Raw genomic sequence first — 20,988 nt, forward strand, 5'->3', positions numbered from 1 at the left:
CGTCAGCTCGCGGGGACCTCGGTGCGGGACTCCGCCCGGTGCCTGCGCAGGTAGAACCACGCCATGTTCGAGGAGAGGCCGGCCAGCAGGACCCAGACGACGCCCAGCAGGATGCTGCCCTGGACGAAGGACACCACGGCCGCGACGACGGCGAGGGCGCAGACGATGCTGGCGTAGAGAGCGAGGCGGGGCATGAGGGCTGGTGCTCCTGTCCGGGGATGGTGCGCGGTCCCGTCCAGTGTCCCTCATGCCCGATTCGGCTCGGCCGGGGGCTCGCTCACACGTCGGTGGTGCGCAGCCCCGCGTGTGCCTTGTAGCGGCGGTTGACGGAGATCAGGTTCGCCACCAGCGACTCGACCTGGTGCGCGTTGCGCAGCCGGCCCGCGAAGATGCCGCGCATGCCGGGGATGCGGTTCGCGAGGGCCTGCACGGTGTCGGTGTCGGCGCGTGCCTCGCCCAGGACCAGCACATCGGTGTCGATCTCCTCCACCGTCCCGTCCTGGAGCAGCACCGCCGACAGGTGGTGGAAGGCGGCGGTGACCCGGGAGTCGGGCAGCAGGGCGGCGGCCTGCTCGGCGGCGCTGCCCTCCTCGGGCTTCAGGGCGTAGGCGCCCTTCTTGTCGAAGCCGAGCGGGTTGACGCAGTCGACGACGAGCTTCCCCGCGAGCTCCTCGCGCAGGGATTCGAGCGTCTTGGCGTGGCCGTCCCACGGCACGGCGACGATCACGACATCGCTGCGGCGCGCGCACTCCGCGTTGTCCGCGCCCTCGACGCCGTGCCCCAGCTCAGCGGCGGCGGCCTCTGCGCGGTCGGCGGCACGCGAGCCGATGACGACCTTCTGTCCGGCGCGGGCGAAGCGGTAGGCGAGGCCGCGGCCCTGGGGGCCGGTTCCGCCGAGTACGCCCACGGTCAGGCCGGACACGTCGGGGAGGTCCCAGGGGTCCTTGGCGGGGGGCTTGGGGGCGCTTCCACTGTCATTCGTAGTCATGCCGCCGACCCTACTGCCAGGTAAGGAGGGCGGACCGTGCCTCGCCCGCTCTGCGACGTGCGTCACGGCCGATGGGTGGCGCGGCTCCCGTTCGGGTGGATTACGGCGATCGGGCAGTCAGGGGGCCTGGACGGCGGCAGGATGCGGGGCCATGGATGCCGTACGTGTCGCCCTGCTGCGTGAAGTGCTCGCCGGGACGGAGTGGCCCGCGGCGGCCCGGGGGTTCGCCCGGACCCTGCGGTCCTCCGTCGTCCCACAGGGCGGGGGGCTGCTGCTGGTGGGGACCGAGGTCTACGAGCCGTGGCACCTGGCCGCGCACCTGGTGGACGAGTCCACCTGGTCGGGTCTGCCGCAGCTGCGGCCCACGCTCGTACGCCACCGGGTGGAGCCGGACGACCCGGTGCAACTGGCCGTCGGCCTGGGCCGGATCGAGGCTGCCGGGCGCGGCGAGACACTGCTGGTGGTGGCGCCCGAGCGGCCCGGCGGCGGACTGCTGGAGCGCGTGCACGACGCGCGCCGCGCGGGGGCGACGGTGCTGGCGCTGGACGGCGGCGACCCGGAGGTCCGGGGCCTCGCCCATGAGGCGCTCACGGTGCGCGGCGACGCGGAGGTCGACCTGGACACGGTCCAGCACCTGGTCAGCGCGGCGGCGGGCGAGAACGGCCCCCCGTCCGCCCGGGGCCGCCGCACGTTCCGCGACCGCCTCTCCCGCCTGGCCGACCAGCTGACGGCCCCGCCACCGGCCCGCTGGTGACGGGTGGCCCCGTGCGCGGAGGAAATGGAGTTGCCGGGAGGGCCCGGGGCCGCAGAGCATGACCCCCCGTGACCTCTCGTCTGCTGCCCGATCTCACGCCCTGGCGTTCCTCCGCCGATTTCCGGCTGCTGTGGATCCAGGGGCTGATCACCTACTTCGGCAGCTTCATGGCCCTGGTCGCGCTGCCGCTCCAGATCAAGGACCTCACCGGTTCACCGCTCGCCGTCGGGGCCATGGGGGCGGTGGAGCTCGTCCCGCTCGTCGTCTTCGGCCTGTACGGAGGGGCGCTGGCCGACTCCGCCGACCGCCGCAAGGTCATCCTGGGCACCGAGGCCGGCCTCGGTGTGCTCGCCGTCGTCCTGCTGGTGAACGCCACCGCGCCCGAGCCGGCGCTCTGGCCCCTCTACCTGGTGGCGGGCGGGGTCTCCGCGCTGGCCGGGCTCCAGCGGCCCGCGCTGGACTCGCTGATGGCCCGGATCGTGCCGCACGCCCAGCAGACCGCGGCGGCCGCGCTGAACTCGCTGCGCTGGCAGGTCGGCGCGATCGCGGGCCCCTCGCTGGCCGGCGTGGTGGTGGCCTACGCGGGTCACGCCACCGCGTACGGCGTCACCGTCGTCACGTTCGCCGTCTCGGTCCTGCTGTGCCTGAGGCTGTCGTCGGCGCCGCCCGCCCAGGGCGCCGAGAAGCCGTCCCTGCGCGGGATCGCGGAGGGCGCCCGGTACGCCTGGAGCCGTCCGGTTCTGCTGGGGACGTACGCGATCGATCTGGCGGCGATGTTCTTCGCCTTCCCGAACGCGATCTTCCCGTTCCTGGCGGACGAGCTGGACGCGGAGTGGTCGCTGGGATTGATGTACGCGGCCGGGTCGGTGGGCTCGCTGGCGCTCGGGCTGACCAGCGGCTGGACCTCGCGCGTGCGCCGGCACGGGCTGTTCGTCGTGGGCGGCGCCGCGGTGTGGGGCCTGGCGATCGCGGCGGCCGGGTGGTTCGGCGACGTCTGGCTGGTGCTCTGCTGTCTGGCGGTCGCCGGTGCGGGCGACATGCTGAGCGGGCTCGGGCGTTCCACGATCTGGAACCAGACGATCCCCGAGGAGCTGCGGGGCAGACTGGCGGGGATCGAGGTCCTCTCGTACAGCGTCGGTCCTCAGCTCGGCCAGGTCAGGGCGGGGGCCATGGCCGGCTGGACCGGCACCCGGGCCGCGATCTGGACGGGCGGGGTGGCGTGTGTCGCTTCGGTGGCGCTGCTGGCCGCCGCGCTGCCGAAGCTCCTCACGTACGACTCCGAGACGGACGAGGACGCCGCCCGGCGGCGCCACGCCGCGGGCGCCGGCCCCGAGAAGGCCGGGCAGGCCTGAGGACTACTCCGGTGCCTCGTCCGGCCGGTCCGAGCGGTCGTGCCACTTGGGGTCGTTCTCCCACTCGAGGTTCCGCTCACGCGCCGTGTCCAGGGCGTGCTGCGCCTCCTCCCGGCTGGTGTACGGGCCGAAGCGGTTCCTGGCAGGGCACTCGGGGCCCTCCTCGACCTTCTTGTGCTCCAGGCAGTAGTACCACTCGCCCGGTTTGCCCACCGTGCGCTTCTTGAACAGGGCCATCGCGGGATCCTTTCCTCGTTGCCATGGTGCCCCGGGCACGCTGGTTAGACTCGCTGACATGTCTGGCCAGTCGCTTCTCGTACCAGGGGAGATCACTCCCGTCCGTTCCGTCCCCGGAAGGATCCGGCGCCCCGAGTACGTGGGGAAGCCCGCTCCCACGCCGTACACCGGGCCGGAGATCCAGGACTCCGACACCGTGGAACGCATGCGGATCGCGGGGCGCATCGCGGCACAGGCGATGGAGGAGGCCGCCAAGCACATCGCGCCGGGGGTCACCACCGACGAACTCGACCGGGTCGCCCATGAGTTCATGGTCGACCACGGTGCGTACCCGTCGACCCTCGGCTACCGGGGCTTCCCGAAGTCTCTGTGCACCTCGCTCAACGAGGTCATCTGCCACGGCATCCCGGACTCCACCGTGCTGCGGGACGGCGACATCGTGAACCTGGACGTCACCGCGTACATCGACGGGGTGCACGGGGACAACAACGCCACCTACCTCTGCGGCGACGTGGACGAGGAGTCGCGGCTCCTCGTGGAACGCACCCGGGAATCGCTGAACCGTGCCGTCAAGGCGGTGCGGCCCGGGCGCCAGATCAATGTGATCGGCCGTGTCATCGAGTCGTACGCGAAGCGGTTCGGCTACGGGGTGGTGCGGGACTTCACCGGGCACGGGATCAATTCCTCGTTCCACTCCGGCCTGATCATCCCGCACTACGACAGCCCGCACGCGACGACCGTGATGCGGCCCGGGATGACGTTCACCATCGAGCCGATGCTGACGCTCGGGACGCATGACTACGACACATGGGACGACGGCTGGACCGTGGTGACGAAGGACCGGAAGCGGACGGCGCAGTTCGAGCACACCCTGGTGGTGACCGAGACCGGGGCGGACATCCTGACGCTTCCGTGAGCCGGACGTCCCGGGATTTTTACCGACAGGGAGTCGGGAAACTGTTGACTTAGGTAAACCTAAGTAGGAGGATCGGCTTATCGGAGCGTAGCGGCGTGCACAGCTTTCGTCGCTATGTACCCTTATGTCCGGACTTCCCGTCCCCTTGGTCCCCGGAGGCCCGCCTTGGACTCGACCGTCACCACCACGCCCTTCTCGACCCTCATCCGCACCGCCTCGCACGAGCAGCACACGGAGGCCGAGTCCTCGACCTTCATGAGCGACATGCTCGGCGGACGGCTCGGGGTGGACGCGTACGCGCGCTACACCGAGCAGTTGTGGTTCGTCTACCGGGCGCTGGAGGACGGCGCGCAGGCCCTGCGCGAGGACCCGGTCGCCGGGCCCTTCATCCAGCCGGAGCTGATGCGCGCCGCCGAGCTGGAGCGCGACCTCGCCCATCTGCGGGGCGAGGGATGGCGCGACGGGCTGCGGCCGCTGCCCGCCACCGCCGCGTACGCCGAGCGGGTCTCCGAGTGCGCCAGGGAGTGGCCCGCCGGTTACATAGCGCACCACTACACCCGCTACCTCGGCGACCTCTCGGGCGGCCAGATCATCCGCGGTACCGCGGAGAAGACCTGGGGCTTCGAGCGCAAGGGCGACGGGGTGCGTTTCTACGTGTTCGAGCAGATCCCCAACCCGGCCGCCTTCAAGCGGGAGTACCGCGAGCTGCTGGACGCGGTGAACGCCGACGACCTGGAGAAGCAGCGCGTCATCGACGAGTGCAAGCGCGCCTTCGCGCTGAACACCGCCGTCTTCCGCGAGCTCGGCGAGGCCTTCCCGCTCAGCGCGTGATCATGAGGTGACGACCAGGAGGACGCGGCCCCCGATCTCCATCGTGCCGTCCGGCGCGGGCGCGGTGAGGATCTGGGAGCCGCGTCCTTGTGTGATGTTGAGGGCCCTGCCGAGTTCGGCGCTCAGCAGCATGGCCGCCGCACCGGTCGCCTCGTCCTCGTCGATACCGTCGTCGCGTCGGGGAAAGGCCCGGGCCCGTACGCGGCCGGCGGCCTCGTCCTCCCAGGCCCAGACGTAGAGCCAGCCCTCGCCGGGCGGTGGCTCCGTCAGCGCCTCGACCTCCGCGACCGACGCGTAACGCTCCAGCCTCCTGGGCGGTGCCCACTCCGGGCGGGCCGTGATCCAGGTGAACTCGCCGTCCTGGCGGGCCGTCACGTCCCCGATGGGCAGCTCCAGGACCTCCAGGTCGAGCAGCCAGGCGGCGCCGACGAGCGGGTGCCCCGCGAACGGCAGCCGCAGGCCTGGCGTGCGGATGTCCACGGTGCCGCGCTCCGGGTCGTCCACGAACACCGTCTCGCTGAAGCCGAGCTTGCGCGCGAGCACCTGCCGCGACTCGTTGTCGGGATACCTGCGCCCGTCGCGCACGACACCGAGTGGATTGCCGTGTCGGCCGTCCGGGCCGCAGAACACGCGCAGGACGTCGATGCCTTCGGGTACGTCGAAGTCGTTCACATGCGCATTCAAGCACCGTGCGCGGCTCCTCGACGCCACAGGGCCGCACCGGCGTCCGTGCCGGTGCGGCCCGTTCACCGCGGGGACGGGATCAGACGGTACGACGACGGCGCGCCGCGATCACCACCGCGGCACCCGCAGCCACCACGACGCCGGAGCCGGCGATCAGCGCGCCGGCTGGAACACCGGCGCCGGTGGAGGCGAGGGCACCGGAGCCGCCCACGGTGCCGCCGCCGACCGTGCCACCGGTCGTGGAACCACCACCGGTGGTGGTTCCCGGACCGCCGGTGCCGCCCGTTCCGCCGGTGACACCCGGCAGTTCGGCGTCCGCGTCGAGGGCGACGGACACGGTCAGGGCGTCGAGCTTGGTTCCCTCGGCGTACATACCGCCGAACGCCTCGGTACCGGCGGCGGTCAGCGTGGCGGGTACGGCGGAGAGGGTCACCACACCGTCCTTCGGGGCGAGTTCGCCGCCGGGGAGCTTCAGGTCGGCCACGGCGAGGTCGGTGTAGGTGGTGACCTTCCTGGTCTCCCGGTCCTTGCTGGAGACGTCGGCGACCAGGGTGCCCTTGCCGTCCTTCACCTGGACCTCCAGCCCGGTGAAGGAGAGGTCGAGCGTGTAGGCGTCGTCCTCCTTGTGGCCGAGGAAGCGGACCTTGCCGTCGAACTCGGCGTACAGGGCCTGCTCGTCGGCGTCGAAGCTGCCCGTCGCGTCGGGGAAGCGGTAGCCGGAGTCCGAAGCGGTGGCGCCGCCCGTGGTCTCGACCTCGCCCTTGGCGATGGGGCCCGTGACGTACGTGCGGAAGGAGTCCTTGACGCCCCAGTCCAGGGTGCCGTCGACGAGGTCGCCCTGCTCGACGGCCGGGGTGGTGACCGATGCGGAAGGGCTCGGGGAGGCCGGGGTGGTGGGCTTGCCTGTGGGCGTGGCCGTCGGCTTCCCGGTCGGCTCCTGGGTGGGTTCCTGCGTCGGCTCCTGCGTCGGCTCCTCGGTGGGCTCCTCGGTCGGGGGCGTGACCGCCTTGACCGACAGGGTGGCCGGGTCCAGGTCGGTGCCCTCGGCGTACATGCCGTTGAAGGCGGCCGCGCCGGCCTTCGTCAGCGTCGAGGGGATGTCCTCGAAGACCATCGCGCCGCCCTCGCCCTGGCCCGGCCGGACGGCGGACAGGTCGAGTTCGGCGAACGCGACGTCGTCAGCGGTGCCTTCCGGCGTCTTCAGGTCGACGGTGACGGCGCCGGCCGCGCCGCTCGTCGAGACCTTCACGTCGGAGATCGTGATGTCGAGGACGCCGCCGTGGGCGTTGAAGTTGACGCTGCCGTCGAAGGCCGTGTCGGTGCCGTGGGTGGTCGTGTCGTACGTGCCCTTGCCGTTGCCGAAGGTGAAGATCCCGTTGCCGGTCGCCTGGGTGGCGCCGTCCGCGACCGTGATCATGCCGGCCCCGCCGATGTATCTGCGGAAGGACTCCTTGAAGCCCCAGTCGAGTGTGCCGTCCGTCAGCTCCATGGTGGCCGCGGGTGCGGCTGCCGGAGCCGTGTTGTCGGCAGCGAGGGCGGGGAGCGCGAACGTCGCGCCGAGGGCGGCCGCGGTGGCGACGGCTGCGGCGAGGGCGATGGGGCGGCGGGTGGCTGCCATGACGGTGACTCCTGGATGCGATGGGTGATGAGAGAGAAAGGGGTGGTCAGGTGTTCCGTGCGGCACGGCGGCGACGCGCCGCGTACAGCACGGCGGCGGCGGCCGCGATCAGCACGGCACCGCCCCCGACCGCGAGAGAGGTCCGGGTGTCGTCGGCCGAGGCCTTGTCCGCCGGCTGGGCGGCGAGGGTCCCGGCGGACTTCGTCGCGGGTGCGTCGGACGGTTCGGCCACGCTGCCCAGATCGGGCAGAGCGGGCAGTTCCGCCTTCGCGTCGACGGCGACGGCGAGGGAGACCGGATCCATGGCGGTGCCGGCCCTGTAGAGCGAGCCGAAGGCCTTGGCCCCGTCGGCGGTCAGGGTCGCGGGGGCCTCGACGAGGACGGCGAGGCCGTCCTTCGGTGTGAGGTCACCGGCGGTGAAGGTGACGAGCGGGACGTCCTTGTCGGTGGTGGCGCCGCTCGTGACGTCCGCCGAGAGCGTGCCCTTGCCCGAGGCCACCCGCGCGGTGAACCCCGCGAGTTCCAGATCCAGGCCGTCCGCCGCCGTGAAGCGGATGCTGCCGGTGAAAGCGGCGTCCAGCTTCCGCTTCCCCGCGTCGTACGTGCCCTCGCCCTGCGGGAAGCGGAAGACCGCCCCACCGTCCTGGGCGCCGTCCGCGAGGGTCCACCCGCCCTTGCCGATGGAGCCGGTGACGTACTCACGGAAGGTGCGGCGAACGCCCCAGTCCACGGCGGCGTCCTGGATGCGGCCGGCGCTCGCCTTCGGCTTCTCCGCCTTCTCCGTGACGGACGGCGAGGGTTCCGACGGCTTCGCGGTCGCCGGGGCCTCCGTGTCGACGGAGAGGCTGACCGCGTCGAGGGGCGTCCCGGCCGCGTAGTAGCCGGCGAAGGCGCCCGCCCCCTGTGACGTCAGCGTCGCGGGGACGTCGACGAGGGCGACGGGTGTGGAGCCGCCCCTCATGTCGATGCCGGAGAGGCCGAGGGTGGCGAGCGGCACCTGGGCGGTGGTGGTGACCCGGCCGCTCCCCCGGTCCTTGCTCGCCATGTCGGCGTACAGCGTCCCGGCTCCTCCGGAGATCCGGACGGTGGGGCGGCTGATGGTGAGGTCCAGCTGGTCGCTGCCGTCGTCCTGACGGTGGCCCACGAATCGGACCCCACCGGAGAAGCCGGCCCGGAAGGCACCGCTGTCCGGGTCGTAGGAGCCGGTGGCGGAGTGGAAGCGGAACTGGCTTCCGCCGACCGTCGCCGCCCCGCCGGTCAGGCTCCAACTGCCCTGCGCGATGGGCCCGGTGACGTAGCTCTGGAAGGAGGACCTGATCCCCCAGTCCAGACGGCCGCCCTGCACCGTGCGGCTCGCCGCCTGCGCGGCGGTGGCCGGGAGCAGCGCTCCGAGCAGCACTGCGAGAAGCGCGACGGCGAGCGCGCGGACGGACAGGGACGACGGCATGAGGACCCCCGGAACTGGTAGATGAAGTGAGGTAAGGCTAACCTAAGCTCAAATCAGCGCGTTCCGGAACCCCTCCGCCGCTTCCGCAACACCTCAGGACGGTGCACCCGTGCGTTTGCCCCAGTACTCCGCCGTGTCGGGCCGAAGAGCCGTGCGACGGCGCCCCGGCAGGCCGGGGCGTGTCCCGAGACACGCCCCGGGGACCCTGACCGCCGTCATCACACTCGCGGTGGTCCTCACCGGATGCGGCACGGGAGCGCCCGCCGCGCAGCCGAAGTCGTCACCGGGCGCTTCCACGGCCGCCGATGCCGTGGAGCCCCTGGCGACGGCACCCTCGCCGCGATTGCCCGTCACCGTGCCCTCGGCGGACGGTGGGGACGTCACCGTGACCTCCACGGACCGCATCGTCCCGCTCACCGGATCGCTCAGCGAGATCGTGTTCACCCTCGGGTTCGGTGAGCACGTGGTGGCCCGCGACATCACGGCCACCTTCGAACAGGCGGAGAAACTCCCGTTGGTGACGCGCGCCCATGACGTCTCGGCCGAGGGTGTGCTGTCGCTGCGGCCCACGGTCGTCCTCGCGGACACCACGACAGGGCCGGCCGAGGCCATCGACCAGATCCGCGACGCGGGGATCGCGCTCGTCGTCGTCGAACCGGCCGAGGAGCTCGCCGACGTGGGCCGCCGGATCGACACCGTCGCCGACGCCCTCGGCGTGTCCTCCTCGGGCGACGAGCTCCGGGCGCGTACGGAGTCCCGCGTCGCAGCCGTGCAGAGGACGATCCCCGCCCGTGAGGACGACGGTCCGCGCGTCGCCTTCCTCTATCTGCGCGGCTCGGCCTCCGTCTATCTGCTGGGCGGCCGGGAGTCGGGCGCGAGTTCCCTGCTGGAAGCGGCGGGCGCGGTGGACGCCGGCAAGGCCTCCGGGCTGACGAAGGACTTCACGGCCATCACCAGCGAGGCCCTGGCCGAGGCGGCACCGGACGCGATCCTCGTCATGTCCAAGGGCCTCGACTCCGTCGGCGGCGTCGACGGCCTGGTGAAGATCCCCGGCGTCGCGGAGACACCCGCGGGGATGGACCGCAGGATCGTCTCGATCGACGACGGAGTGCTGCTGAACTACGGGCCGCGCACCGACAGGGTGCTGGCCGAACTGGTCCGGCAGCTCTACCCGGAAGGCGGGCGGGACACGTGACGACCACCTCGTACGACGGCTCCGCCACGAGGACCGAGGCCGCCCCGGCCCGGCGCGGCAAGGCGTTCGTCCTCACCGCCGCCCTGTCCGCCGCCCTGCTTCTCGGCTGTCTCCTCTCCGTCGGCCTGGGCGCGTACGGCATTCCGCTCGGCGACGTCCTCTCGTCCGTCCAGCACCGGGTCGGGCTGGGCGGGCAGGCTCTGGACCGGGTCGGTGAGAGCGTCCTGTGGAACGTACGGCTGCCGAGGGTCGTCCTCGCCCTGCTCGTCGGGTCCTCCCTGGGCTGCGCGGGCGCCCTGATGCAGGGGGTGTTCGGCAATCCGCTGGCCGAGCCCGGCGTCATCGGGATCTCCTCGGGTGCGGCGGTCGGCGCGGTGGCCTCGATCGCGCTCGGGCTGACCTTCTTCGGCAACTGGACGATCACCGTCTGCGCGTTCGTCTCCGGCCTCGTCACGGTGCTGCTGGTGTATGTACTCTCCCGTTCCCGCGGCCGGACCGAGGTGGTGACGCTGATCCTCACCGGCATCGCCGTCAACGCCTTCGCGGGCGCCCTGATCGGCCTGTTCATCTTCTTCGCCGACAACGCGCAGATCACCCAGATCACGTTCTGGCAGCTCGGTTCGCTGTCCCAGGCGACCTGGCCGAAAGTCCTCGCCGTGCTGCCCTGCGCGGTGCTCGGACTGCTGGTCGCCCCCTTCTACGCCAGGAAGCTGGACCTGCTCGCCCTCGGCGAGCGCTCCGCCCGTCATCTGGGCGTCGACGTCGAACGGCTGCGGATCGCGCTCGTCCTCGTCGTGGCGCTGCTGACCGCCGCTGCCGTCGCCGTCGCCGGGATAATCTCCTTCGTGGGCCTGCTCGTCCCGCACCTGCTGCGGATGGCGAACGGCCCGGGGCACCGCTTCCTCGTCCCCGGCAGCGCGCTCGGCGGTGCGCTGGTGCTGGTCATCGGCGATCTCGCGGCGCGCACGGTGGCCGCTCCCGCCGAACTGCCGCTCGGGGTGCTGACCGCCCTCTTCGGCAGCCCGTTCTTCTTCTGGCTGCTGCGCAGGACCCGTCGTAGACAAGGTGGTTGGGCATGAACCCGTTCAAGGCACTGCGCACAGCACGCGCCCGGGAGCTCCCCTCCGCCGTGCCCCACGGCTCCCCCGCCGCCGAGGTCACCGGAGTGTCCGTCCGGCTGGGCGGGCGGCCGGTCCTCGACTCCGTGGAACTGACCGTCCGGACCGGCGAGGTACTGGCGCTCGTCGGACCGAACGGGGCAGGCAAGTCGACCCTGCTGGCCGCACTGGCCGCGGATCTGCCCGTGGACAGCGGCCGGATACACATCGACGGCCGGCCGGCCACCGCCTGGCCGGCCCCCGAACTCGCCCTGCGCCGGGCCGTGCTGCCGCAGTCCGCGGTGCTGGCCTTCCCGTTCCCGGTCGAGGACGTCGTACGGATGGGCCGCGCGCCCTGGACCGGGACGGTCAGGGAGGACGAGGACGACGCGGCCGTCGCCGAGGCGATGGCCGCGACGGAGGTGACGCGGTTCGCCGCCCGGCCGTTCTCCGCCCTGTCCGGCGGCGAGCGCGCCCGGGTCGCCCTGGCCCGCGTGCTGGCGCAGCGTGCTCCCCTGCTGCTCCTCGACGAACCGACGGCCGCGCTGGATCTGCGCCATCAGGAACTGGTACTGCGGATCTGCCGTGAACGGGCCGCCGCAGGGGACGCCGTGGTCGTGGTGCTGCACGATCTGGGTCTCGCGGCGGCGTACGCCGACCGGGCCGTGGTGCTGCACGACGGCCGGGTGGCGGCGGCCGGGCCGCCCGCCGAGGTGTTCACGGAGGCACTGCTCGGCGAGGTGTACCGGCAGCCGGTCGAGGTGTTCCCCCACCCGCGGACCGGGGTGCCCCTCGTCGTGCCGCTCCGGGCTTCCTGACCCGGCCCCGGAACGGCCGGAACGCCCTGTCCCGATGTCACAGTTGGGCTCGTATCTCATCCCCACGCTCGCGCGGTTCCTCGCCCCGGTAGGGTTCAGGCGGTCAGTGCGGACGACGGATCAGAAGGCGCAGAAGGCAACGGATGACAAGGCTGGGGCGACTGGCGGCGGGACTCGCGACGGCGACGGTGCTGAGCGTGACGGCGAGCGGCTGCGTAACGGTGCACGGTGAGCTGGAAGTGGTGCCGGGAGCGACGAAGTCGGAGGCCGCGAAGGCCTTGGAGGACTTCACCGTCGCGTACAACAAGGCGGACAAGGCGTTCGACCCCGCGCTCGACGCGGACCAGGTGACCGGTTCGCTCGGCGCGATCAACCAGGCCGGTCTGACCGCACGGCAGAAGAACAGTCCGGAGGGCAACGCCCAGCACACACCGCTGGAGCTGACCGACGCCTCGTTCGCCATCCCCAAGAAGGCGGGATGGCCACGCTGGTTCGTCGCGGACACCGACTCCAACCGTGACCAGGACGGCGGGAAGACGGACACCCGCTGGCTGCTCGGGTTCGTCCGCACCGGGCCGGACGCACCGTGGAAGGCCTCCTACCTGGCGGTCGCCTCGCCGTCCGAGATCCCGAAGTTCCGCACGGACGCCGACGGCTGGGCCGAGCCCGTCCCCTCGGCGGACACGGACGCCTCGCTGGCCACCCCGCCGGCGGATCTGAGCACCTCGTACACGGACTACCTCAGGGACGGCGCACCGGATGTGTTCGCTCCGGGCTCGATGACCTCGGGCTGGCGGGAGGCGCGGAGGACCACCCGCAGGGCTGGCTTCTCCTACCAGTACGTCGACCAGGCGCTGGATTCCGGGACGTTCGCGCCGCTGGGTCTGGCGACGGAGGACGGCGGGGCGCTGGTCTTCTTCAGCAGCAAGCACTTCGAGCGGCAGACGGCTGCGCAGGGGCTGCGGCCGACGGTCACGGCGGACGTGCGGGCGCTGCTGACCGGCGAGGTGAAGAGCACCCTCACCAAGGAGCGGGTCTCCAGCCAGCTGGTCCATGTGCCCGAGAAGGGCGCGGCCGGCAAGGTACGCGTGCTGAACCGGCTGCCCGGTCTGGTGGCTGCGGAGGGCTCCTGACCGCCGGTGGCGGGCAGGTCCTCCGATGGCCCGACCCGGTGGCCGCGGGTTCGGGTCATCGGGCCGTGATCGCCCTCAGCGGCTGAGCGGCCAGGCCACCGCGTCGTGATCGAGGTCGCTCGCGTCCGCCGTGTCCGCGTACTGCGCACAGGCGTCGGTGAGCGTCTCCAGCAGGGTCAGCGGGTCGGGCAGCGGATTCTCCGGGCCGCGGATCCAGTGCACGTCGAGCTCGCCGGGGAGCCGCGAGGGCGGCAGGAGGACATAGCTGCCGCGGCAGTGCCAGCGGAGCCCGGGGTGCTCGTCCATGGTCTCGGGGTGGCAGTCCAGCTCGCAGGGCCACCACTCGTCCTCCTCGTCGGGGGTGCCCCGGGTCGCGGTGAAGAAGAGCATCCGGTCGCTGCCTGACTGGGCCACGGGGCCGACGTCGATGCCCGCCCCGGTGAGCCGCTCCAGAGCGGCGAGGCCCGCGGAGAGGGGGACGTCGAGGACGTCGTGGACCATGCCCGTGGCGGTGATGAAGTTGGCCAGCGGCTGGTCGGCCGCCCAGCGCTCGATCTGTGCGCGATCCGTCGTCGACTGTGTCTGCCAGGCGAACGAGACGGGGTGACGCGCGGGGGTCGGGCAGCCGACGCGTTCGCACGAACATCGGTATCCCGACGGGTGCGCCGCGGGCGAGATGGGCATTCCTGCCTCGGCGACGGCCAGGAGCAGCGCCAGCCTCGCCGCGTGGTCGGCTTCCGGCTGTGGTTTCGGCCGCCTGCGCAGCCACTGGGAAATCCTGCTCTCTGTGCCGCGATAGCGGCCGGAATCGGCGCCCATCTATCCCCTCACCTCAGCGGTTTCCTCTCCATGGTCCCACCATCCTGCTCCTCGGGTGGCCAGAGTTCCCGAGCGGGGTGCTCGGGCCGCCGCACCGAGGTGGCCACACTCGTGCGGAATGTCACGAAATACGCCTTCGCGTTCACGGCCGTACCGCCAGCCCCGACAGGGCGTGGTCGACGACGGCGTCCGCGTAGGCGTGGGTGAGCGGAAGCGTCCTCAGCAGCCAGCGGTGGGTGAGCGGGGCGATCAGGAGTTCCAGCGCGACCCGCGGATCGACCTCTTCCCGGACCTCTCCGGCCTCCTGGGCGGCCCGCAGGCGTGTGACGTACAACTGGAGCTGGGGTTCGAGCAGCGCCTCCACGAACTGGGCCCCGAGCGCAGGATCGATGATGCCCTCGGCGGTGAGGGCCCGGGTGGGCGCCTCGGAGACGGGGTCGTTCAGCTCGTCGACCGTGGCCCGCAGGACCAGCTTGAGGTCGGCCGCCAGGTCACCGGTGTCCGGGATCCCGTAGGCACCGTCCTCCCCGGCCTCCGGCGTCTCCGGCGCGGACTCCGCCGCCTGCCGGGCGCTCATGTCGAGGAACGCCTCCATGAGCACGGCGGCCTTCGACGGCCACCAGCGGTAGATCGTCTGCTTGCCGACCCCCGCCCGGGCGGCGATACCCTCGATCGTCGTCTTCGCGTACCCCACCTCGCCGACGAGCGCGAGCGCGGCGTCGCAGATCGCGCGGCGGGAGCGGTCACTGCGGCGGCTGGAGTCGGGGGGCCTCTGAGCTGACATCCGGCCATCCTAGGGCCGACGGTCCGATACGTATCGTCTTGTGCGTCCTCCGGCCCCTTCCTCCGTCCCGGAAGAACCACCCGAACGGATCACAGCGCAACGGCCCCGGCGCGGCGCACCATGAGCTACGCACCCACCCCGTGCGTATCCCACCGTTCCGCGGCACAGGCCGCCGTTCGCGAGGAGCCTGCATTGACCCGTGACGCCACCCCTCGTCGCTACCTGATGTGCGCCCCGGCCCACTTCCAGGTCACGTACTCCATCAACCCGTGGATGGACCCGTCGAAACCCGTCGACCTTCCCCTGGCCACCACCCAGTGGGAGGACCTGCGCGACCGCTACCGAGCCCTCGGCCACACCGTGGAGCTCCTCACCCCCCGCCCCGACCTGCCCGACATGGTGTTCGCGGCCAACGGGGCCACCGTGATCGACGGCCGGGTGCTCGGCGCCCTGTTCGCCTACCGGGAGCGGTACGCGGAGGCCGAGGCGCACCGGGAGTGGTTCCGCGCCAACGGCTTCGCCGAGATCCACGAGCCGGCCCATGTCAACGAGGGCGAGGGCGACTTCGCGGTGACCGCCTCGTACGTGCTGGCCGGGCGGGGCTTCCGGTCCAGTCCGCTCTCCCACGGCGAGGCCCAGGAGTTCTTCGGGCGTCCGGTGATCGGCCTCGATCTGGTGGACCCTCGCTACTACCACCTGGACACGGCGCTGTGCGTCCTCGACGACGCGGCCGACGAGATCATGTACTACCCGGGGGCCTTCTCACCGGGCAGCCGGGCCGTGCTGGCCCGGCTCTTCCCCGACGCGCTGCCGGCCGAGGAGGCGGACGCCGCCGCGCTGGGCCTCAACGCGGTGAGCGACGGGCGCCACGTGCTGCTCCCGCAGGCCGCCGTGGGGCTCTTCGGCCCGCTGCGGGACAGGGGCTTCGAACCGGTCCCGATGGACCTGGGCGAGCTCCTCAAGGGGGGCGGCAGCGTGAAGTGCTGCACCCAGGAGCTGCGGGCCTAGTCCGTTCCCGGAGGCGGCCAGGCGTCGCCCCAGTCGGTGTCCCGGGCGGCACGGTAGAGCGCTCCGTGCCGCTTGGTGACCGTGGCGCGCCGCAGGGCCTCGTCCCGGGTGCACAACTCCAGCAGTACCTGGCCCTTGCGGATCTGCGGCCTGCGGGTGACCCGTTCACGTGCCGGTTCGGTGGGGAAGCGGGTCGCCACGACGTAGCTGAACTTCTCGTCCTCGTGGCTGAGGGAGCCGCCCTTGACCTGGCGGTGCAGGGACGAGCGGCTGACCCGTGCCGAGAAGTGGCACCAGTCCGTGCCGCGCTCGATGGGGCAGGCGTCGTCGTGCGGGCAGGGTGCCGCGATGCTCATTCCGGCGGCGATCAGCCGTTCCCGGGCCTCGATGACGCGCTCGTAGCCGTCGGGGGTGCCGGGCTCCACGATCAGGACGGCCTGCGCGGCCGTCGCTGCGGTGTCCACGACCGCGGCCCGGTCCTCGGCCGTGAGCTCCTTGAGTACGTACGAGACGGTCACCAGGTCCGTGGGCGCCGGAGCCGGGGACACGCCGATCCTCGCCCGCTCCCAGCTCGCGGCGCGCAGCGCGGGGATGCCGGAGGCCTCGGCCAGTTCACGGCCGAGGGCGAGGGCCGGAGCCGACCAGTCCAGGACCGTGGTGCGGGGGCCGTCCTCCCAGGCCCCGGCGACCGCCCAGCCCGCCGCCCCCGTGCCGCCGCCGATGTCGGTGTGGGTGGCGGGCACCCACTCCGGCGCGGCCTCGCGGAGGGCTGCGAGGCAGGAGCGTACGGCCTCGAACGTCGCGGGCATCCGGTACGCGGCGTACGCGGCGACGTCGGAGCGGTCCCGCAGGATCGGGGCGTCGGTCGGGGTGGTCCCGCGGTAGCTGGCGATCAGCCGGTCGACGGCCTGCGCGGCCTGGGTCGGGGGCAGCCCGTCGAGCAGGGCGGCCAGCGCCGCACGCAGGGCTTCCGAGGTGGGGAGGGTGGCGTTCACCGCCGAATTGTAGGCGCAGCGGACCCCGCCCTCCGCAGCCGGTGGGCGGGGTCCGCTGCCGCCACGTCTACGCGCGCGTGTCCTGCCACGGCCGGCAGAGCGCCAGGAAGCACACCACCGCGGCCAGTGCGCAGACCACCTGCACCACGGCCATCGGTACGGCGGTCTTCTCACCGGCGATCCCGACCAGCGGCGAGGCGATGGCACCGATCAGGAACTGGGACGTCCCCAGCAGCGCGGAGGCCGAGCCGGCCGCGTGCCTGGTGCGCATCAGCGCCTGGGTGTTGGTGTTGGGCATCGCCAGGCCCATCGCGGACATGAGCACGAACAGTCCGACGGCGACGGGCAGCAGGCCGACCTCGCCGAAGACCCCGGAGGTCATCAGCAGCAGGGCGACCGCGGCCACGGAGATCACGGCGAGCCCGACGCCGAGCGCCTTGTCCAGGCTGACCCTGCCGACGAGCAGCTTGCCGTTGATCTGGCCGACGGCGATCAGCCCGATGGAGTTGACGCCGAAGAGCAGGCTGAAGGTCTGCGGGGAGGCGCCGTAGATCTCCTGCACGACGAACGGTGAGGCGCTCACATAGGCGAAGAGCGCCGCGAAGGCGAGGCTGCCCGCGATCATGTAACCGGTGAACACCCGGTCGGACAGCAGCCCACGCATGGTGCGCAGGGCGTCGCCGACACCGCCGGTGTGCCGCTCGGACACCGGGAGCGTCTCGTGCAGCCACTTCCAGACGACGAGGGTGAGCAGGATGCCCACGACGGTGAGGACGACGAAGATGCCCCGCCAGTCGGTGAACTGCAGGACCTGTCCGCCGATCACGGGCGCGATGACGGGTGCGACCCCCGAGATCAGCATCAGGGTGGAGAAGAACCGGGCCATCTCGTCGCCGTCGTAGAGGTCACGGACGACGGCCCGGGAGATCACGATGCCGGCGGCGCCGGCCAGGCCCTGGAGGAGGCGGAAGCCGATCAGGAGTTCCGCGGTGGGGGCGACGGCGCAGATCGCCGTGGCGAGCACGTAGACGACCATGCCGATGAGCAGCGGGGTACGCCGTCCCCAACGGTCGCTCATGGGGCCGACGACGAGCTGGCCGAGTGCCATGCCGGTGAGGCAGGCGGTCAGGGTGAGCTGGACCGTGGACGCCGGTGCGTGGAGGGCGTCGGTGACCTCCGGGAGCGCCGGGAGGTACATGTCCATCGAGAGGGGCGGCAGGGCGGTGAGGCCGCCCAGCACCAGCGTGACCAGGAGGCCGGCCCGCCGTGCGGTGGTCGTGGAGGTGGCCGGGCTGCCCGGCGTGGTGGTCGTGGAGGCGGCCGGGGCACCCACTGCGGTGGGGGTGGCGGTGGCCGTGGCGCTCTGTGCGGCGCCCTTGCTGCTCGTCGGTATGTGTTCGTGCTCTTGCTGGGCCCGGCTCGCGCCGCTGTCCGGCATCCTCGTCTCCGCTTCGTTGAATCCGCATCTATGCTCTCAGGTCAGTCGTAGTGGTCGATACCTTTTTCGGGTGAGGGCGGGCGGGCATGAGCGGGACTGTGCGTTGGGGAGTTCTGGCGACGGGCGGCATAGCCGCGACGTTCACGCGGGACCTGCTGGCCATGAAGGACTCCGGGGCCGAGGTCGTGGCGGTGGCGTCACGCACCGAGGCACCGGCGAAGGCGTTCGCCGAGCGGTTCGGGATCGAGCGGGCGTACGGCAGCTGGGCGGAGCTGGTCGCCGACGACTCCGTCGACGTCGTCTACGTCGCCACCCCGCACTCGGCGCACCGGGAGGCCGCCGGGCTCGCCCTGGAGGCCGGCAAGCACGTGCTGTGCGAGAAGGCGTTCACTCTCAACGAGCGTGAGGCGCGGGAGCTGGTGGATCTGGCCCGGGAGCGCGGGCTGTTCCTGATGGAAGCCATGTGGACGTACTGCAATCCGCTCATCCGCCGGATGACCGAGCTGGTGCGGGACGGTGCGATCGGCGAGATCCGCACGGTCCAGGCCGACTTCGGCTTCGCGGGCACCTTCGGGGCCGAGCACAGGCTGCGCGACCCCGCGCTGGGCGGCGGCGCGCTGCTGGACCTCGGGGTGTATCCGGTGTCGTTCGCACAGCTGCTCCTGGGTGAGCCCGACCGGGTGCAGGCGGACGCGCTGCTGTCCCCGGAGGGCGTCGACCTGAACACCGGGATGCTGCTGGGCTGGGATTCGGGTGCCACGGCACTGTTGAGCTGCTCCATCGTCGGGGACCTGCCGACCGTCGCGTCGGTCACCGGCACGGCGGGGCGGATCGACTTCCCGCAGGGCTTCTTCCACCCGGAGCACTTCCTCCTGCACCGGCCGGGCCGGGAGCCCGAGAAGATCTCCACGGGCCCGGGGCCGCAGGGGCTTTCCGGCATGCAGTACGAGGCGGCCGAGGTGACGCGTGCGCTGCTGGCGGGCGAGAAGGAGTCCCCGCTGGTGCCGCTCGAGGGTTCGCTCGCCGTGATGCGGACGCTCGACGCGGTGCGTGACCGGGTCGGCGTCCGCTATCCGGCGGACGAGCGCGGCTGACCTCGCGCGGGCCGGGTTACGCGGGGGTGAGCCCCGGGTTCCCGGCCTCGGTCACGAAGGAGGCGGCCGTGGTGACGGGCGCGCCGGGCGTGGTGACCGCCGGCACCGTACGGAAGTCGGCACGCGCCTGGTCCGTGCCGAGGGTGACGAGCGCGTAGCCGCGGCGGCCGTCGTAGAACTTCATGTGCGGGTTGGCCTGGGTGAGGTTGTTCCAGTTGGCGGGCCTCTCGGAGCCGTCCTTGCCGCTGGAGATCGAGGTGGCCACGATCTCCGTGCCGACGGTCCTGGACGCCGGGTCGTCGAAGTCCTTCTTGAGGTCGAAGCCGTAGCCGACGTGCACGTCGCCGGTCAGGACCATCAGGTTCTCGACCCCGGCGGCCTCCGCGCCGTCCATGACGCGCTGCCGGGAGGCGGGGTAGCCGTCCCACGAGTCCATGGAGAGCGTGTAGGCGTCCGTGGGAGCGTTGCGCCGCTGGGCGAAGGTGACCTGCTGGGGCACGACGTTCCACCGGGCGTCCGAGGTCTTCCAGCCGTCGAGCAGCCAGCGTTCCTGGGCGGCGCCCGTCATGGTGCGCGTCGGGTCCTCCGACTCCGGCCCGGGGACCTTCCAGCCGTCGCCGTACGCCTGGTTGCTGCGGTACTGGCGGGTGTCGAGGATGTCGAACTGGGCGAGCCTGCCGAAGCGCAGCCGCCGGTAGAGCCGCATGTCGGGGCCGGTGGGGCGCTGCGGGGTGCGCAGCGGCTGGTTCTCCCAGTACGCGCGGTAGGCGGCGGCCCTGCGCAGCAGGAACTCCTCCGGCGGGACGGTGTTCTCCGGGGTGTCGCCCGCGTAGTTGTTCTCGGTCTCGTGGTCGTCCCACGTGACGACGAAGGGGTGCGCGGCGTGGGCGGCGCGCAGGTCGGGGTCGGACTTGTAGAGGCCGTACCGCATGCGGTAGTCCTCCAGCGTGAGCGTCTCCCGGTTGTAGTGGTCCGGCAGGACGCGGTCGGTGTACTTGCGGGCGCCGCCGACGGCGGTGACCGCGTACTCGTAGAGGTAGTCGCCGAGGTGGAAGACCACGTCGACGTCCTCGTCCGCGAGGTGCTGGTAGGCGGTGAAGTAGCCGTCGTGGTACGCCTGGCAGGAGACGGCGGCCAGGGTCAGGGAGCTGTTGCGGGCGCCGCGGGCCGGGGCGGTGCGGGTGCGGCCGGTGGGGCTGATCCAGGTGCCGGCGCGGAAGCGGTAGTAGAAGCTCCGGTCGGAGTCGAGGCCGTCCACGTCCACGTGGACGCTGTGCCCGAACTCGGGGTGGGCGGTGGTGGTTCCGCGCCGGACGATCCGGCTGAAGCGTTCGTCGCGGGCGATCTCCCAGCGCACCTGGACGCGCTCGGCGGGGAGCCCGCCGTCGGCCTCGTAGGGGCGGGGCGCGAGTCTCGTCCACAGGAGCACGGAGTCGGGCAGCGGGTCGCCGGAGGCCACGCCGAGGGTGAAGGGGTCCTCGGTGATCTTCCGGGCGTCGAGCTCGGCGGCGGCGGCCGTGCCCGCGCCGGGCAGGTTGACCGCGAAGGCCAGTGCGGCCGCGGCACCGGTGACGGTGAGGAATCGGCGGCGGTCCACACCGGCCCCGAACCTCTGCGCGGCACGGCGCAGCTCGGCGGAATGACCGTGCTGGCCGGGCGTCCTGTCGATCTGTGCGGGTGTCATGTGCCCCTCCCCTGCCGGATGTTGTCAGAGGCATTGGAGTGCGGGGCGACGACCTGCCGTTGGCGGGTACACAACATCCTTATGGCGGTGCGATGA

General features: G+C 72.1%; 21 protein-coding genes. 10 read left to right on the forward strand and 11 right to left on the reverse strand.

Annotation, left to right across the window (positions count from 1 at the left end; translation table 11 throughout):
* Positions 1 to 2: 2 nt before the first annotated feature.
* Together ABT001_RS03810 and npdG are read right to left on the reverse strand one after the other, a co-directional pair.
* The gene (locus ABT001_RS03810; RefSeq protein ID WP_351271865.1) at positions 3 to 194 is read right to left on the reverse strand and encodes a hypothetical protein; all 192 of its coding nucleotides are present in this window, start codon (positions 192 to 194) and stop codon (positions 3 to 5) included.
* An 83-nt stretch (positions 195 to 277) separates the two neighbouring features.
* Positions 278 to 988 (reverse strand): NADPH-dependent F420 reductase, encoded by a 711-nt coding sequence (gene npdG / locus ABT001_RS03815; RefSeq protein WP_351271868.1) that lies wholly within the window; start codon positions 986 to 988, stop codon positions 278 to 280.
* Positions 989 to 1,139: 151 nt separating this feature from the next.
* Between npdG and ABT001_RS03820 the strand changes: the two genes are divergently transcribed.
* Both ABT001_RS03820 and ABT001_RS03825 read left to right on the forward strand, forming a co-directional pair.
* Positions 1,140 to 1,742: a hypothetical protein gene (locus ABT001_RS03820; RefSeq protein ID WP_351271871.1), complete on the forward strand. Its 603-nt coding sequence runs from the start codon at positions 1,140 to 1,142 to the stop codon at positions 1,740 to 1,742.
* A gap of 68 nt (positions 1,743 to 1,810) precedes the next feature.
* Positions 1,811 to 3,094 carry an MFS transporter gene (locus ABT001_RS03825; RefSeq protein ID WP_351271874.1) on the forward strand — a complete coding sequence of 428 codons (1,284 nt, stop codon included), beginning with the start codon at positions 1,811 to 1,813 and terminating at the stop codon, positions 3,092 to 3,094.
* Between the two features lie 3 nt (positions 3,095 to 3,097).
* Here the strand turns inward: ABT001_RS03825 and ABT001_RS03830 are convergent, their stop codons facing one another.
* Positions 3,098 to 3,331: a hypothetical protein gene (locus ABT001_RS03830; protein ID WP_351271877.1), complete on the reverse strand. Its 234-nt coding sequence runs from the start codon at positions 3,329 to 3,331 to the stop codon at positions 3,098 to 3,100.
* A 58-nt stretch (positions 3,332 to 3,389) separates the two neighbouring features.
* Here ABT001_RS03830 and map point away from each other — a divergent pair, with 58 nt between their 5' ends.
* Together map and ABT001_RS03840 are read left to right on the forward strand one after the other, a co-directional pair.
* A complete protein-coding gene (map, locus tag ABT001_RS03835) occupies positions 3,390 to 4,247 on the forward strand; it encodes a type I methionyl aminopeptidase (RefSeq protein ID WP_351271880.1) in 858 nt (285 codons plus the stop codon).
* 165 nt (positions 4,248 to 4,412) lie between these two features.
* Complete coding sequence (locus ABT001_RS03840) at positions 4,413 to 5,078, forward strand: biliverdin-producing heme oxygenase (RefSeq protein ID WP_351271883.1); 666 nt, start codon at positions 4,413 to 4,415, stop codon at positions 5,076 to 5,078.
* Here the strand turns inward: ABT001_RS03840 and ABT001_RS03845 are convergent, their stop codons facing one another.
* From ABT001_RS03845 to ABT001_RS03855, 3 genes are all read right to left on the reverse strand, one after another.
* Positions 5,079 to 5,750 carry a PhzF family phenazine biosynthesis protein gene (locus ABT001_RS03845; protein ID WP_351272415.1) on the reverse strand — a complete coding sequence of 224 codons (672 nt, stop codon included), beginning with the start codon at positions 5,748 to 5,750 and terminating at the stop codon, positions 5,079 to 5,081. It abuts the gene before it with no gap.
* A gap of 91 nt (positions 5,751 to 5,841) precedes the next feature.
* Positions 5,842 to 7,380 carry an HtaA domain-containing protein gene (locus ABT001_RS03850; protein WP_351271886.1) on the reverse strand — a complete coding sequence of 513 codons (1,539 nt, stop codon included), beginning with the start codon at positions 7,378 to 7,380 and terminating at the stop codon, positions 5,842 to 5,844.
* Between the two features lie 46 nt (positions 7,381 to 7,426).
* Positions 7,427 to 8,827: an HtaA domain-containing protein gene (locus ABT001_RS03855; RefSeq protein ID WP_351271889.1), complete on the reverse strand. Its 1,401-nt coding sequence runs from the start codon at positions 8,825 to 8,827 to the stop codon at positions 7,427 to 7,429.
* Positions 8,828 to 8,936: 109 nt separating this feature from the next.
* Between ABT001_RS03855 and ABT001_RS03860 the strand changes: the two genes are divergently transcribed.
* The 4 genes from ABT001_RS03860 (at position 8,937) to ABT001_RS03875 (ending at position 13,070) form a co-directional block, all read left to right on the forward strand.
* Positions 8,937 to 10,022 (forward strand): heme/hemin ABC transporter substrate-binding protein, encoded by a 1,086-nt coding sequence (locus tag ABT001_RS03860; protein ID WP_351271892.1) that lies wholly within the window; start codon positions 8,937 to 8,939, stop codon positions 10,020 to 10,022.
* Positions 10,019 to 11,101 carry a FecCD family ABC transporter permease gene (locus tag ABT001_RS03865; protein ID WP_351271895.1) on the forward strand — a complete coding sequence of 361 codons (1,083 nt, stop codon included), beginning with the start codon at positions 10,019 to 10,021 and terminating at the stop codon, positions 11,099 to 11,101. Before ABT001_RS03860 ends, ABT001_RS03865 begins: the two co-directional genes overlap by 4 nt.
* Entirely contained in the window at positions 11,098 to 11,937 is an 840-nt protein-coding gene (locus ABT001_RS03870; protein WP_351271898.1) for a heme ABC transporter ATP-binding protein, read from the forward strand. Before ABT001_RS03865 ends, ABT001_RS03870 begins: the two co-directional genes overlap by 4 nt.
* Before the next feature lie 143 nt (positions 11,938 to 12,080).
* Complete coding sequence (locus ABT001_RS03875) at positions 12,081 to 13,070, forward strand: SCO2278 family lipoprotein (protein ID WP_351271901.1); 990 nt, start codon at positions 12,081 to 12,083, stop codon at positions 13,068 to 13,070.
* 75 nt (positions 13,071 to 13,145) lie between these two features.
* On the opposite strand, the gene ABT001_RS03880 is transcribed toward ABT001_RS03875, so the two are convergent.
* The gene (locus ABT001_RS03880; protein WP_351271904.1) at positions 13,146 to 13,889 is read right to left on the reverse strand and encodes a bifunctional DNA primase/polymerase; all 744 of its coding nucleotides are present in this window, start codon (positions 13,887 to 13,889) and stop codon (positions 13,146 to 13,148) included.
* Positions 13,890 to 14,031: 142 nt separating this feature from the next.
* Entirely contained in the window at positions 14,032 to 14,673 is a 642-nt protein-coding gene (locus ABT001_RS03885) for a TetR/AcrR family transcriptional regulator (RefSeq protein WP_351271907.1), read from the reverse strand.
* Positions 14,674 to 14,793: 120 nt separating this feature from the next.
* Here ABT001_RS03885 and ddaH point away from each other — a divergent pair, with 120 nt between their 5' ends.
* Positions 14,794 to 15,681, forward strand: coding sequence for a dimethylargininase (ddaH, locus tag ABT001_RS03890; protein WP_351271910.1), 888 nt, complete (start codon positions 14,794 to 14,796; stop codon positions 15,679 to 15,681).
* Here the strand turns inward: ddaH and ABT001_RS03895 are convergent.
* Both ABT001_RS03895 and ABT001_RS03900 read right to left on the reverse strand, forming a co-directional pair.
* Entirely contained in the window at positions 15,678 to 16,676 is a 999-nt protein-coding gene (locus ABT001_RS03895; protein ID WP_351271913.1) for a small ribosomal subunit Rsm22 family protein, read from the reverse strand. The genes ddaH and ABT001_RS03895 overlap by 4 nt on opposite strands.
* A 67-nt stretch (positions 16,677 to 16,743) precedes the next feature.
* Positions 16,744 to 18,114: a Bcr/CflA family multidrug efflux MFS transporter gene (locus ABT001_RS03900; RefSeq protein ID WP_351271916.1), complete on the reverse strand. Its 1,371-nt coding sequence runs from the start codon at positions 18,112 to 18,114 to the stop codon at positions 16,744 to 16,746.
* 86 nt (positions 18,115 to 18,200) lie between these two features.
* On the opposite strand from ABT001_RS03900, the gene ABT001_RS03905 reads away from it, so the two are divergent.
* On the forward strand, positions 18,201 to 19,208 hold the full coding sequence (locus ABT001_RS03905; RefSeq protein ID WP_351271919.1) for a Gfo/Idh/MocA family protein: 1,008 nt from the start codon (positions 18,201 to 18,203) through the stop codon (positions 19,206 to 19,208).
* Positions 19,209 to 19,224: 16 nt separating this feature from the next.
* Here ABT001_RS03905 and ABT001_RS03910 read toward each other — a convergent pair whose 3' ends face one another.
* Positions 19,225 to 20,892 carry an alkaline phosphatase D family protein gene (locus ABT001_RS03910; protein WP_351271922.1) on the reverse strand — a complete coding sequence of 556 codons (1,668 nt, stop codon included), beginning with the start codon at positions 20,890 to 20,892 and terminating at the stop codon, positions 19,225 to 19,227.
* Between the last annotated feature and the right edge of the window lie 96 nt (positions 20,893 to 20,988).

The organism is Streptomyces sp. NPDC002793 (genome assembly GCF_040295485.1).
In the GTDB taxonomy this organism is placed as follows: Bacteria; Actinomycetota; Actinomycetes; order Streptomycetales; family Streptomycetaceae; genus Streptomyces.

Coding starts and splice junctions, on each gene's coding strand:
- ABT001_RS03830 (WP_351271877.1), bottom strand. CDS start 3,331: ATGGCCCTGTTCAAGAAGCGCACGGTGGGCAAACCGGGCGAGTGGTAC.
- ABT001_RS03900 (WP_351271916.1), bottom strand. CDS start 18,114: ATGCCGGACAGCGGCGCGAGCCGGGCCCAGCAAGAGCACGAACACATA.
- npdG (WP_351271868.1), bottom strand. CDS start 988: ATGACTACGAATGACAGTGGAAGCGCCCCCAAGCCCCCCGCCAAGGAC.
- ABT001_RS03905 (WP_351271919.1), top strand. CDS start 18,201: ATGAGCGGGACTGTGCGTTGGGGAGTTCTGGCGACGGGCGGCATAGCC.
- ABT001_RS03875 (WP_351271901.1), top strand. CDS start 12,081: ATGACAAGGCTGGGGCGACTGGCGGCGGGACTCGCGACGGCGACGGTG.
- ABT001_RS03910 (WP_351271922.1), bottom strand. CDS start 20,892: ATGACACCCGCACAGATCGACAGGACGCCCGGCCAGCACGGTCATTCC.
- ABT001_RS03885 (WP_351271907.1), bottom strand. CDS start 14,673: ATGTCAGCTCAGAGGCCCCCCGACTCCAGCCGCCGCAGTGACCGCTCC.
- ABT001_RS03870 (WP_351271898.1), top strand. CDS start 11,098: ATGAACCCGTTCAAGGCACTGCGCACAGCACGCGCCCGGGAGCTCCCC.
- ABT001_RS03855 (WP_351271889.1), bottom strand. CDS start 8,827: ATGCCGTCGTCCCTGTCCGTCCGCGCGCTCGCCGTCGCGCTTCTCGCA.
- ABT001_RS03820 (WP_351271871.1), top strand. CDS start 1,140: ATGGATGCCGTACGTGTCGCCCTGCTGCGTGAAGTGCTCGCCGGGACG.
- ABT001_RS03850 (WP_351271886.1), bottom strand. CDS start 7,380: ATGGCAGCCACCCGCCGCCCCATCGCCCTCGCCGCAGCCGTCGCCACC.
- map (WP_351271880.1), top strand. CDS start 3,390: ATGTCTGGCCAGTCGCTTCTCGTACCAGGGGAGATCACTCCCGTCCGT.
- ABT001_RS03880 (WP_351271904.1), bottom strand. CDS start 13,889: ATGGGCGCCGATTCCGGCCGCTATCGCGGCACAGAGAGCAGGATTTCC.
- ddaH (WP_351271910.1), top strand. CDS start 14,794: ATGAGCTACGCACCCACCCCGTGCGTATCCCACCGTTCCGCGGCACAG.
- ABT001_RS03810 (WP_351271865.1), bottom strand. CDS start 194: ATGCCCCGCCTCGCTCTCTACGCCAGCATCGTCTGCGCCCTCGCCGTC.